This window comes from Streptococcus sp. ALY_208 (genome assembly GCF_058314295.1).
The window spans coordinates 1-11587 of sequence record NZ_JBZFUI010000002.1 but is presented as its reverse complement, the minus strand read 5'-3'; the positions used below and the strand labels follow the sequence as shown (position 1 = coordinate 11587).

14 protein-coding genes and 2 pseudogenes are annotated in these 11587 nt (G+C 40.7%); 14 read left to right on the top strand and 2 right to left on the bottom strand.

The features are described 5' to 3' along the window. Window positions 1-200: 200 nt before the first annotated feature. Window positions 201-1739 carry an ABC-F family ATP-binding cassette domain-containing protein gene (locus AC4HAI_RS02430; RefSeq protein ID WP_491110291.1) on the top strand — a complete coding sequence of 513 codons (1539 nt, stop codon included), beginning with the start codon at window positions 201-203 and terminating at the stop codon, window positions 1737-1739. Between the two features lie 73 nt (window positions 1740-1812). On the opposite strand, the gene AC4HAI_RS02425 is transcribed toward AC4HAI_RS02430, so the two are convergent. Next, window positions 1813-2262 carry an Ohr family peroxiredoxin gene (locus tag AC4HAI_RS02425; RefSeq protein WP_491079280.1) on the bottom strand — a complete coding sequence of 150 codons (450 nt, stop codon included), beginning with the start codon at window positions 2260-2262 and terminating at the stop codon, window positions 1813-1815. A gap of 289 nt (window positions 2263-2551) precedes the next feature. Between AC4HAI_RS02425 and AC4HAI_RS02420 the strand changes: the two are divergent. The 4 genes and pseudogenes from AC4HAI_RS02420 to AC4HAI_RS02405 all read left to right on the top strand — a co-directional run. Continuing rightward, window positions 2552-2692 (top strand): annotated as a pseudogene (locus AC4HAI_RS02420) (LacI family DNA-binding transcriptional regulator); the annotation flags it as partial. Next, window positions 2678-3559, top strand: a complete 882-nt coding sequence (locus AC4HAI_RS02415) for a trehalose repressor (RefSeq protein WP_491079289.1) — start codon at window positions 2678-2680, stop codon at window positions 3557-3559. The pseudogene AC4HAI_RS02420 and the gene AC4HAI_RS02415, both read left to right, overlap by 15 nt. A 177-nt stretch (window positions 3560-3736) precedes the next feature. Beyond that, window positions 3737-5146: a PTS transporter subunit EIIC gene (locus tag AC4HAI_RS02410; protein ID WP_491079279.1), complete on the top strand. Its 1410-nt coding sequence runs from the start codon at window positions 3737-3739 to the stop codon at window positions 5144-5146. 150 nt (window positions 5147-5296) lie between these two features. Beyond that, the gene (locus tag AC4HAI_RS02405; RefSeq protein WP_491079278.1) at window positions 5297-6730 is read left to right on the top strand and encodes a glycoside hydrolase family 32 protein; all 1434 of its coding nucleotides are present in this window, start codon (window positions 5297-5299) and stop codon (window positions 6728-6730) included. Between the two features lie 72 nt (window positions 6731-6802). On the opposite strand, the gene AC4HAI_RS02400 is transcribed toward AC4HAI_RS02405, so the two are convergent. Continuing rightward, entirely contained in the window at window positions 6803-7003 is a 201-nt protein-coding gene (locus AC4HAI_RS02400; protein ID WP_491079277.1) for a helix-turn-helix domain-containing protein, read from the bottom strand. 156 nt (window positions 7004-7159) lie between these two features. Between AC4HAI_RS02400 and AC4HAI_RS02395 the strand changes: the two genes are divergently transcribed. The 9 genes and pseudogenes from AC4HAI_RS02395 to AC4HAI_RS02355 all read left to right on the top strand — a co-directional run. Continuing rightward, window positions 7160-7624 (top strand): hypothetical protein, encoded by a 465-nt coding sequence (locus AC4HAI_RS02395; RefSeq protein ID WP_491079276.1) that lies wholly within the window; start codon window positions 7160-7162, stop codon window positions 7622-7624. Between the two features lie 104 nt (window positions 7625-7728). After that, a complete protein-coding gene (locus AC4HAI_RS02390; RefSeq protein ID WP_491079275.1) occupies window positions 7729-8196 on the top strand; it encodes a hypothetical protein in 468 nt (155 codons plus the stop codon). A gap of 96 nt (window positions 8197-8292) precedes the next feature. Continuing rightward, entirely contained in the window at window positions 8293-8748 is a 456-nt protein-coding gene (locus AC4HAI_RS02385; RefSeq protein ID WP_491110290.1) for a hypothetical protein, read from the top strand. A 223-nt stretch (window positions 8749-8971) separates the two neighbouring features. Next, window positions 8972-9367 (top strand): hypothetical protein, encoded by a 396-nt coding sequence (locus AC4HAI_RS02380; RefSeq protein WP_491110289.1) that lies wholly within the window; start codon window positions 8972-8974, stop codon window positions 9365-9367. Continuing rightward, a complete protein-coding gene (locus AC4HAI_RS02375) occupies window positions 9364-9753 on the top strand; it encodes a hypothetical protein (protein WP_491110287.1) in 390 nt (129 codons plus the stop codon). Before AC4HAI_RS02380 ends, AC4HAI_RS02375 begins: the two co-directional genes overlap by 4 nt. 66 nt (window positions 9754-9819) lie before the next feature. Further along, complete coding sequence (locus tag AC4HAI_RS02370; RefSeq protein WP_491110285.1) at window positions 9820-10299, top strand: hypothetical protein; 480 nt, start codon at window positions 9820-9822, stop codon at window positions 10297-10299. Next, window positions 10292-10684, top strand: a complete 393-nt coding sequence (locus tag AC4HAI_RS02365) for a hypothetical protein (RefSeq protein WP_491110284.1) — start codon at window positions 10292-10294, stop codon at window positions 10682-10684. Before AC4HAI_RS02370 ends, AC4HAI_RS02365 begins: the two co-directional genes overlap by 8 nt. Before the next feature lie 67 nt (window positions 10685-10751). Next, window positions 10752-11249 (top strand): hypothetical protein, encoded by a 498-nt coding sequence (locus tag AC4HAI_RS02360; protein ID WP_491110282.1) that lies wholly within the window; start codon window positions 10752-10754, stop codon window positions 11247-11249. Between the two features lie 18 nt (window positions 11250-11267). Continuing rightward, window positions 11268-11587 (top strand): annotated as a pseudogene (locus AC4HAI_RS02355) (triacylglycerol lipase); the annotation flags it as partial.

Below are 11587 nucleotides of genomic sequence, written 5' to 3'. Positions count from 1 at the left end.
CTTTCAAAATATTACTAAAACTTTTCAGTATTTTGTCCTAGACTATTTTTAGAGAGAAAAAAGTGGCTTTTCCATGAAATTATTAGACTGGTGAGGTTGATAGGGTAAGCCATTGACAAATCCTCTCAATTTCCCCATAATAAGAAGACTGATCAGGTCCCCAAGAGCTTGATAGGCAAAGAAAAAATCAGGAAGTTATCATGTCAATTTTAGAAGTAAAAAATCTTAGTCACGGTTTTGGTGACCGTGCGATCTTTGAAAATGTTTCCTTTCGTCTCCTAAAGGGAGAGTATATCGGTTTAGTCGGAGCCAATGGTGAAGGTAAGTCGACATTTATGAATATTGTGACAGGTCACTTGCAGCCAGATGAAGGCAAGGTTGAATGGTCCAAGTATGTTACTGTCGGTTATCTAGACCAGCATACCGTTCTTGAAGCGGGCGTGACTGTTCGTGATGTCTTGCGAAGGGCTTTTGATGACCTATTTAAGACTGAGGAGCGGATTAATGCTATCTACATGACCATGGCAGAAGATGGTGCAGATATTGATGGCCTGATGATGGAAGTCGGAGAGCTTCAGGATCGTCTTGAAAGCCGTGACTTCTATACACTCGATGCTAAGATTGATGAAGTGGCCCGTGCCTTAGGAGTTATGGACTTTGGCATGGATAGGGATGTGACGGAGCTATCAGGTGGTCAAAGAACCAAGGTGCTATTAGCCAAACTCCTCCTAGAAAAGCCAGATATCTTGCTGCTGGATGAACCAACCAACTATCTGGATGCTGAGCATATCGAGTGGCTCAAGCGCTATCTACAAAATTATGACAATGCTTTTGTGCTCATCAGCCACGATATTCCTTTCTTAAATGATGTCATCAACCTTGTCTACCATGTCGAAAATTTAGATCTGGTACGTTATGCTGGCGATTATGATAATTTTCAGTCGGTTTATGCCATGAAAAAGGCTCAGTTAGAAGCAGCCTATGAGCGTCAGCAAAAGGAAATTGCTGAGCTTCAGGACTTTGTCAATCGTAATAAAGCCCGTGTCGCTACCCGCAATATGGCTATGTCTCGTCAAAAGAAACTAGAGAAGATGGAAAAGATCGAACTCAAGGCTGAGAAACCAAAACCAAGTTTTGAGTTTAAAAATGCTCGCACGCCCAGTCGGTTTATCTTTCAAACCAAGGAGCTGCAGATCGGTTATGATCGTCCACTGACCAAGCCCCTTAGCCTTAGTTTTGAGCGCTCTCAAAAAGTGGCTATCACTGGTGCCAATGGTATTGGAAAGACCACCCTCCTGAAGAGTTTGTTGGGAATCATTCAGCCCATCAGCGGCTCTGTAGAGACAGGTGAGTATATTGAGTTAGGCTATTTTGAGCAAGAAGTCCCAGGGGGCAATCGTCAAACCCCGCTGGAGGCAGTTTGGGATGCCTTTCCTGCTATGAATCAGGCGGAAGTCCGTGCGGCCTTAGCCAGATGTGGGCTGACCTCTAAGCATATCGAAAGCCAAATTCAGGTTTTGTCAGGTGGAGAACAGGCCAAGGTGCGCTTTTGCCTGCTCATGAACCGTGAGCATAATGTGCTTGTCCTAGATGAACCAACCAATCACTTAGACAAGGATGCTAAAGAAGAGCTCAAGCGTGCCCTTAAAGATTATAAGGGCTCTGTCCTTATGGTCTGTCATGAGCCAGACTTTTATGAGGGTTGGACCCAGGTCTGGGACTTTAATGAATTGCTGTAGTTAATAGAATAAGGCTGAGACAAACATTCTCAGCCTTATTTATTTGGTCAGTTTTACTTTCTAGGACAAGTGATTAATCGTGTTTGTTTTCGTCAAATTTTGCACCACGCACGCTCACTTGCATGTTGTTAAGAGTAGCACGTGAGTAAGGGCAGATCGTATGCGCTTTTTCAGCTAATTCTTGTGCTTGAATCGTCGTTTGTCCCTCGATAGCAACCGTGATAGCACCTTGAAGTTTGACATCCAGAGCTGTTCCCTTATTATTGAGCAGTTGGATAGTGACGCTTACTTGTGAACGCCCCTTGATCCCTTCTTGAGCCATAACGCCTTCTAGGGCACTGTTAAAGCAAGCACTGTAACCAAGTGCAAAGAGTTGCTCAGGATTTGTAGCATTTTCAGGCTTATTAGCAGCAGTTGGTGAAGCTACTTTAACCTTATAAGAACCGTCATCAATGTAACTCACACCGTTACGACCACCAGTATTGATTGCAGTTGTTGTATAGATCGTTTGATAATCAGACATCGTCATCCTCCATTTCTATGATAATTGAGACAGAGGTCTCAACGCTTGACAGTCTAAGATTTTAAAGACATTTTAGCAAGTATTTTGTCTGGAAATTGTTCTTGAATCTAAAAGTGCTGGACTAGCAATCTGACGCTGCAAAATTGTCCCATAGTCATATTTTTAGCAAGTATTTATTAGAGATTATTAAACAATAGCAAAGAATTTTGTATTCCTAACTATTAGGTGAGTTCTCTGGTTTTAAATTCTGATATAATAAGCATAATGGAAATAGAAGGCCTGGAGAGTAGCTATGCAGAATAAATTGACTATCAATGATATCGCTAAACTGGCAGGGGTCGCTAAGAGTACCGTATCTAGATATTTAAACGGTGGTAGTGTCAAAGAGTCAACGGCACAGCGCATCCAAAAAATAATGGATGAGTATGATTATGAACCGAACGTCTTTGCACGCTTGAGTGCTAAAAATAGTCATATTATTGGCTTAGTGGTACCCGGTTTTAATTCGGTGACAACGCCACGAATTGTTGAAGTGATTGTGGCTTATCTTAAGAAAAGTGACTATACACCTTTGATGATGCACACGGACCAATCTACTGATGAAGAAATTAAGAGTATTGTTCGTCTCAGTAAAATGAATGTCGATGGCATCATTGTTCTGTCAACTGGGATTACACCACTACATGAGGAGATTGTTAAAACCATTGCTCAACCTGTCTTATTTGTAGGGCAGAGTAATGCCCATCTTCATACGGTTATCAATGATGATTACGCAGCTGGCAGAGCAGTAGGTGAGCTGGTTGGGAAATCAGGAGCCAAGGCTGTTCTTTGTCTATGGGTTGACCCTCATGATATAGCCGTTGGGCAGGTGCGTAAGCAGGGAGTGATAGATGGCTTAAGTGCAAGAGGGGTTTCAGATGTGACATTTGTCTATACAACATTTGACTATGAGGAGGCGATAGACTCCTTGAAGAACTCCCTTGATCCCAAGTGTTTTCCGGATGCTATCATCTGTGCGACAGACCGTCTAGCTCAAGCGGCCTACAAGGTATTACCGGATTACCATATGACCATTGGTCAGGATATTTCCGTCCTAGGTTTTGGAGAGTACGAAACAAGCGCTCTGCTAAATCCGCCTCTAACCTCTGTTAAATTTGACTGGTATAGTACAGGCATTATCAGCGGTGAAAGTATTCTTCAAATGATTCAAGGAAAACCAGTGAGCAATATTCAAGTGATTCCCTTTGAACTATTTGAACGAGCCAGTCTTGTCCAAAAGGAAGGAGGGTGGGACTAAAAGTCCACTACTAATAATATTAACGGGTTTAGGCTTTTGTCTCAAACTCCTTAATTTTAACCACAAACAAAACCGGTTCCAAAAAAATCTAAAAATCTATTGCATTATTTTTATTTGATGGTATAATGAAAGCGTAAACAAAATGGAACCGGTTCCTAAAGTGAAATGGAGGCAATTATGGCTGATTACAAAAAGATGTGTCAAGATATTGAAAAATATGTCGGCGGTCGTCAAAACATTGTGGGTGTCGCCCACTGTGCCACACGTTTGCGTATTGTGCTAAAGGACAATAGCCTGGCGCAAATAGATAAGCTTGAAACAGTGGATCTCGTCAAAGGGGCCTTTGTTGCAGGTGATCAAATTCAGTTGATCATTGGACCTGGTTTGGTCAATGATGTCTATGAAGCTTTTTCTGACTATGTCGGCATCAAGGATATGAATATTTACGATCTAAAGGAAGAGAGTGCTAAGAAAAGTAATATCTTCCAATCGATTATTAAATCCCTTTCCGATGTCTTTGTTGCTATTATCCCTGCTATCTTAGCGGCAGCCTTATTGATGGGAATCACAGGTGTGCTTGGCAATTTTGATATGGTTAAAGAGAATGATACCCTCTATGCCATCAATAGACTGGCCAGCCTAGCAGCCAATGGTATCTTTGCGATTTTACCCATGGTTGTCTGTTATTCAGCCGTTAAACGCTTTGGTGGGAATCCTGTACTTGGTATGGTGGTCGGTGCTATTATGCTGGATTCAACGCTGGCAAATGCCTACTCAGCAGCACAGGGAACGGTTAAGGTGGAAACCATTCACTTATTTGGCCTTCCTATCAATATGATTGGTTTTCAAGGCGGTATTCTAGTCGCTTTGATGATTGGATTTGTGGTGGCTAAGCTCGATATTTTCTTTAATAAGAAAGTTCCAAACTCTATCAAGCTCTTGGTTGCCCCCTTGCTCACTGTCTTTATCTCAACGGTCTTGCTCTTTACCATCGTTGGCCCAGTAGGGCGCCTTTTATCGACTGGTTTGACGAGTGGATTGGTATGGGCAACGTCCCACCTAGGATTTGTAGGCTTTGCCTTGTTTGCAGGTGTTCAACAGCTCCTTGTTATCACTGGTCTGCATCATATCATCGGTGCAGTAGAAGCGCAGTTACTGGCTGACACTGGCCATAACTTTATCAATCCCTTGATGTCTGTGGCTCTGATCGGTCAATCTGGTGCGGTGATCGGCTATCTAGTAACCCATTGGAAAGATACCAAGGTTCGTGAATTAACCTTGCCAAGTTTTGCTTCTACCTTGTTTGGTATTAGTGAACCGGCAATCTTTGGGGTCAATCTTAGATACCGTTATCCACTAATCGGGGGCTGTATTGGAGGAGCGCTAGCAGGTGTCTATGTTTACTTCTCCAAATTGACAGCCCTAGGATTCGGGACAACAGCTGTACCAGGAATTGCCATTGCAGATCCTGCACATAATGGCTATATTAATTATATTATTGCCCACCTGATCGGCTTCGTGGCTGGTTTAGTAGCAACCCTATTGCTCAGTACCATTCACAAAGGCAAGGCGCAAGAAAATCATTAATTAGACTCAAAGACAATCAAAAATAAACTGGCATAAGGCAAGATAAGTCAAGGCCCAATAGTTTTGCTTGTCAAAGCCTATTAACTGAAATGACCAAAGGAATCTGACACTGCTTGTCTCAGATTCTTTGTGTCTATTTGGGAGAAAGACATGTATACCAAACAAGATTATCTAAACGAGTGCAAAGAGTATTCCTATATGAGGGAAAAGGTTAAGAAAGATCCTAATCGGCTTGCCTTCCATCTCATGCCACCAACTGGCTGGCTCAATGACCCCAATGGTTTATTTCAGCATCAAGGAAGAAACCATATCTATTTTCAATACACGCCTTTTAAGGCGAGCTGGGGGATCAAATCGTGGGGGCATTATACGACCAAGGATTGGATTCATTACGTAGAAGAAGAACCCTTCTTGTTTCCTAATACTGAGGATGACCGTGATGGTGCTTACAGTGGCTCAGCCTTCAAAAAAGATGATCAGGTGCATTTTTTCTACACGGGGAATGTCAAACTGCTTGATCAAGAGTATGACTACATCACCAATGGTCGTGAGCAAAATACTATTCATATTCAGAGCCCAGATGGCTATCAGATTGATGTCAAGGAGACAGTACTGAAAAATGAAGACTATCCTACTGATCTTAGTAAGCACGTGAGAGATCCTAAAATTTACCCAGTTGATGACAGCTATGTCATGGTACTCGGAGCAAGGACCCTAGCAGATACCGGCTGTGTGATCTGCTTTAAATCTCATAATTTAAGGGAGTGGTCTTATATTGGCCGCATTGAATCAGATAGCCCCTTGGGTTACATGTGGGAATGCCCTGATTTATTCGAACTGAGCGGTCAAAAGATCCTATCCTTCTGCCCCCAAGGTCTCCCTGCTCAGGAGGAAAAATTTCAAAACGTTTTTCAAAATGGCTATGTCCTGCTGGATGGCTGGCTAGGGGATTATGACTTGTCAGCCTTCAAAGAATTTGATTATGGCTTTGATTTCTATGCCCCTCAGACATTTTTAGATGATAAGGGACGACGTATTTTAATAGCTTGGATGGGAATGCCTGAGGAGTCAGGCTATAGCAACCAACCGACAGTAGAATACGGTTGGATCCATGCCCTAACCATGCCAAGAGAGTTGGTCTACAAGGATCATCATATCTACCAAAAACCTCTAGATGAGTTTAAGCAGCTTAGGCTGGATGAGCATCATTGGGAATTGACATCATTTTCAGGATGGCAGACAGAAGAATCTATTTTTGAAATGCAAGTAACATTTACTGAGAATCCTAAAAGTTTTTCCGTCCAACTGAGAGAAGATGTCAAACTATCTTACAAGGATAATCTTTTGCGGTTAAGTCTTGGCCAGTCTGGATATGGTCGAAATGAGAGAGTTGCAAGAATAGACAATCTGTCTGATTTGGTCATTTATTCAGATACATCCGCTATAGAGATCTTTGTGAATGAAGGATTGCTGACAATGACCAGCCGCCTTTACACGCAATCTTTGCAACACAGCATTGCTCTGGAGAGTGACAGCGATGGCCAAGTGAGTATCTATCCACTAGGCAATTTTAGTTATCAGTAGAGCTTATCCACAGTAAAATAAGAGCTTAGGAATGGTTATCCTAAGCTCTTATTGATTTAAAAGTAGCATAGTTTAGTCTGGAATATATTCAATAATATCCTCTACAGGTGCCTCCAGTGCGAGGCAAAGCGTATCTAGCGTTTTGGTGGTAATGGCCTCTCCCTTTTTCATTCGGTGAATAGTATTAGAGCTGATACCATATTTCACAATGAGTTCATATTCGGTCATTGATTTTTTGAACAAGGTCTTATAAAAAGGCCGATATGAAATCATGTGAATACCTCCCAACTATTGTGATAGGAGTAAGATAACACACTTAATATGTTGACTATAGTCAATTATTTGACTATAATTAAACTTAAAATCCAAACTTAATGATAGTAGAAAAGAGTTTGAGTGGTAGCATACTATACATAAGGAAGTTTATTTATGACGAACAAGGCTAAAAAAGAAAGGTTTAAACAGGAGCTTCTTTCTCATATGAAACGGGAGCGCCTGATACGAAGTTATCAGAAAAAAGCTGAAGAAGGAACCGACTTTATAGGGAGAACAGAGGAGATGTCCCTCAAATTTTTAGAGTTCGTGCGGAGTTTTTCACTCCATATCCTCCCAGAAATGAAAGCCCATAATGACATTGATTTGGCTAAGGAGTTACAGGGATCCTGGCAATCCCTAAAAGAGACTTATATCCTAGCCCATGAGGAAAGGCTAAAGGCGATCGCTTTTGAGGAAAGGGTAGCCACTGACCTAGCAGAAAATGCTCAAAAACAGGTTGATCTGATTAAGAATGCAGGGGTTAACCCCACAGAACTCGAGGAAATCTATCAAGAGCTGACTCAAGCTATCGAAGCTGAGCAAGGAGATACTTACGACGCACAAGGAGAGTCTGTTTGATAGGAAAGCCATTAATCAGGTTACTCACTAGACTTGCTTTGTGGTTCTAGTGAGCACTGGCATGCTGTGGCGAGTCATTAGGATAAAAATAATAAGGAGGTTTTATGGGGAAAAAGTCTAAAATGATATCATCAAGTTTAATAGTAGCAGCTGTTTTGGGAGGAATAGGAGGTACGTTTATAATAGCTAATGCCATTAATAATCATATCCAACTTTCTATCAGAGAGAAAATAGATCAGGAAATTAAAAAAGATGAGACAAGGCAAGCGGAAGAAGAAAAGGCTATAAGGAAAAAACAGTTGTCTTATCTTAAAGATCATGAGCAGGAAATTATAGATTTTGTGAAATTACAGAGCTCTAAAGTAGAGTCGGTTCAAGTAGATTGGACGGATGTACGATGGAGTGAAGGTGGGCTTTTTGAGTCAGAATATTATATTAATGTATATGGTCGTGTCAATAATATTGAGGATTCTGGCTGGGGAGTAGATATTCCGCTTAATGACGATGGAACCGTCAATATGGATGAAATGTTTCTCGGTAATCAAGTTAGAATAGGAGGTAATCCCATTTGAGTAATTGGAAATTAGAGAGGTTTGACAAAAGGGCAATAATGATGTTGTCTTTACCGGTGGTGACAGTTCACACCTAACGTTTTATAAGGAGGCTTTATGAGGAAAAGTGCTAAGGTTACATTAATCAGTTTAGCTACTATAGGAGTTTTAGGAATAGGAGGAGTGATAATGAGTTTAGATAAATATGATGAAGTCAAACGTTTTTTCAACAGTGATGAGCTAGTAGCATCTTCATCACAACAAGAACAAAATGATGAAGAAGCAGTTAAGCAGAAGCAAGTTGCTTATCTAAAGGAACATGAGCAGGAAATTATAGATTTTGTGAAATTACAGAGCTCTAAAGTAGAGTCGGTTCAAGTAGATTGGACGGATGTACGATGGAGTGAAGGTGGGCTTTTTGAGTCAGAATATTATATTAATGTATATGGTCGTGTCAATAATATTGAGGATTCTGGCTGGGGAGTAGATATTCCGCTTAATGACGATGGAACGGTAAATATGGATGAAATGTTTTTAGGCAGTCAAATAAGCATAGGAGGTACCCCCATTTGAGTAATTGGAATTTGGAAAGTTTCGATAACATTTATGCCTCATTAGCTCAATCAGCCTACATGTAGAATACTGTAATTAGCGCTAAGGGCAATAATGGTGTTGTCTTTACCAGTGGTGGCAATTCACACCTAACGTTAATGAAGGAGGTTTTATGAAAAGAAGTACCAAAGTGATATTGGTGAGTTTAGCAACGCTAAGCATTTTAGGAATAGGAGGAATAATCATGGGATTAGATAAATATGATGAAGTCAAACGTTTCTTCAAGAATGATGAGCTAGTAGCATCTTCATCACAAAAAGAAGCCAAGCAAGAACAAAATGATGAAGAAGCAGTTAAGAAGAAGCAGGTTGCTTATCTCAAGGAACACGAGCAGGAAATTGTGGATTTTGTGAAATCGCAGAGCTCTAAAGTAGAGTCGGTTCAAGTGGATTGGACGGATGTACGATGGACTGATGGTGGACTTTTCGAATCTGAATATTATATTGGTGTTTATGGAACATTTAATAATATTGAGGATTCAGGTTGGGCAGTAGATATTCCATTAAAAGAAGACGGATCTATTGATATGAATAGTATGTTTATGCTTCATAATGTAGAAGTGGGAGGTGAGTCTATTTGAGTAACTGGAATTTAGAAAGTTTTGATAATATTTATGCTTCTTTAGCAGAATCGGCTTATAAGGATAGACCAGGAAACTTTACCTACGAACAGCTTACAGGGGCCCAGAAAAAAGCTCTTGATTCAGGTCAGTCAGTAAGATTTAATTTTTCTCAAGACGCTAGAGATAAAGATGGCAATCTTACAGAAGGCGGTCAGTACTACGACTCTAACGATCCTGACAAAGATGGGATTGTCTATCTCCAGCCTGATCAAGATCGTTTGTTGGAGGATGAGGACACGGGCTACAATGCCTATTACCTGTCTGAAAATGAAACCATCAATCAGGATACGCATCACACCTACTTTGTGGTGCGGGGGAATATAGATTATTGTGACCAGCGCTAAGGGCAATGGTGGTATTGTCTTTACCGGTGGTGACAGCACAGCACCTAATATGAGTAAGGAGGTTTTATGAGGAAAAGTACTAAGGTTACATTAATCAGTTTAGCTGCTATAGGAGTTTTAGGAATAGGAGGAGTAGTAATGAGTTTAGATAAATATGATGAGGTCAGGCGCATTTTTAACGGGGATGAGCCAGTAGCGTCTTCATCGCAAAAGGAAACCAAGCAAGAACAAGATGACGAGGAAACGGTTAAGAAAAAGCAGTTAACTTATCTTAAAGAGCATGAGCAGGAAATTATAGATTTTGTGAAATCACAAAGTCCTAAAGTTGAGAGTGTACAGATTGATTGGGATGATACACAGTGGACTGAAGCAGGAAATGGAACCCCGCAAGGTGGAGGAGAAGTTATTCTAGTTTTTGGACGAGTTAATAATATTGAGGACTCAGGTTGGCGAGTAGATGTCCCTATAAATGATGATAAATCGGTTGATTTGGACGGCATGTATTTGGGATTATATGTAAAAGTAGGGGAGGATCATCTTGAGTGAAAGTTGGAATTTGGAAAGTTTCGATAATATTTATGCCTCATTAGCCCAGTCAGCATATAAGAAAAGACCGATTGTTTTTGATTACGATAGCTTAAGTAAAGAAGATAGAAGAAAGCTTGATTCGGGTGAATCTATTGGGTTTAACTTTCCTCAAGACGCTAGAGATAAAGATGGCAATCTTACAGAAGGCGGTCAGTACTATGACCCGAACGATCCCAACGACGATGGAATTGTTTATCTCCAGCCCGATCCAGACGGCTTGCTGGAAGATAAAGATACCGGCTACAATGCCTATTACCTGCCCGAAAATGAAACCATCAATCAGGATACCCACCACACTTACTTTGTGGTTAGAGATAATATGAATTACTGTGACCAGCGATAAGAGCAATAAATGGTATTGTCTTTATCGGTGGTGACAGTTCACACCCAACGTTATTGAAGGAGGTTTTATGAAAAGAAGTACCAAAGTGACATTGGTGAGTTTAGCGACAGTAAGTATTTTAGGAATAGGAGGAATAATTATGGGATTAGATAAATATGATGAGGTCAGGCGTATTTTTAATGGAGATGAGCCAGTAGCGTCTTCATCGCAAAAGGAAACCAAGCAAGAACAAGATGATGAAGAAGCAGTTAAGAAAAAGCAACTGGCTTACCTCAAGGATCATAAGCAGGAAATTATAGATTTTGTGAAATCACAGAATTCTAAAATCGAATCGATTCAGATTGATTGGGATAGCATGATGGTTGAGCAATCTGGTAATGGAACACCACAAGGTGGAGGATATAATTTATCTTTGAGTGGTAAGTTTAACGAGTTGCCAAACACCAAATTTACGGTTGATTTCTATTTAGAGCACGAAGACGATATGCCAGATATAGAATTAATTGGCATGCTAAATCCCCCTATGATTGATAAAGGTAATATCTGGGATATATACGGAGAGTAGTAAAAGAAAGGATTTATTTTGAGTTGGAATTTAGAAAATTTTGATAATATTCTTGCTTCATTAGCGCAATCTGCCTACACAGAAAGACCAATTAGTCTCCCTAAAAAGAGTAAAACGAAGGTAGAGAAAATAGATTTTTCCCAAGATGTGACTTACAATGGTCAAGTCACCCAAGGCGGTGGGACAGACCTACCTAATGAGGGGGTTGTCTACCTTCAGCCCGATCAAGAAGGGATGTTGGATAATGAGAAGACGGGCTACAATGCCTACTATGTCTCTGATACTGAGGCTATTAATCAGGATACCCACCAGACCTACTTTGTTGTACGAGGCAGTGA

Bases quoted from the DNA above. Each gene is read 5' to 3' on its own strand.
- AC4HAI_RS02430 (WP_491110291.1), top strand. From the start codon at position 201: ATGTCAATTTTAGAAGTAAAAAATCTTAGTCACGGTTTTGGTGACCGT.
- AC4HAI_RS02425 (WP_491079280.1), bottom strand. From the start codon at position 2,262: ATGTCTGATTATCAAACGATCTATACAACAACTGCAATCAATACTGGT.
- AC4HAI_RS02415 (WP_491079289.1), top strand. From the start codon at position 2,678: ATGGATGAGTATGATTATGAACCGAACGTCTTTGCACGCTTGAGTGCT.
- AC4HAI_RS02410 (WP_491079279.1), top strand. From the start codon at position 3,737: ATGGCTGATTACAAAAAGATGTGTCAAGATATTGAAAAATATGTCGGC.
- AC4HAI_RS02405 (WP_491079278.1), top strand. From the start codon at position 5,297: ATGTATACCAAACAAGATTATCTAAACGAGTGCAAAGAGTATTCCTAT.
- AC4HAI_RS02400 (WP_491079277.1), bottom strand. From the start codon at position 7,003: ATGATTTCATATCGGCCTTTTTATAAGACCTTGTTCAAAAAATCAATG.
- AC4HAI_RS02395 (WP_491079276.1), top strand. From the start codon at position 7,160: ATGACGAACAAGGCTAAAAAAGAAAGGTTTAAACAGGAGCTTCTTTCT.
- AC4HAI_RS02390 (WP_491079275.1), top strand. From the start codon at position 7,729: ATGGGGAAAAAGTCTAAAATGATATCATCAAGTTTAATAGTAGCAGCT.
- AC4HAI_RS02385 (WP_491110290.1), top strand. From the start codon at position 8,293: ATGAGGAAAAGTGCTAAGGTTACATTAATCAGTTTAGCTACTATAGGA.
- AC4HAI_RS02380 (WP_491110289.1), top strand. From the start codon at position 8,972: ATGGGATTAGATAAATATGATGAAGTCAAACGTTTCTTCAAGAATGAT.
- AC4HAI_RS02370 (WP_491110285.1), top strand. From the start codon at position 9,820: ATGAGGAAAAGTACTAAGGTTACATTAATCAGTTTAGCTGCTATAGGA.
- AC4HAI_RS02360 (WP_491110282.1), top strand. From the start codon at position 10,752: ATGAAAAGAAGTACCAAAGTGACATTGGTGAGTTTAGCGACAGTAAGT.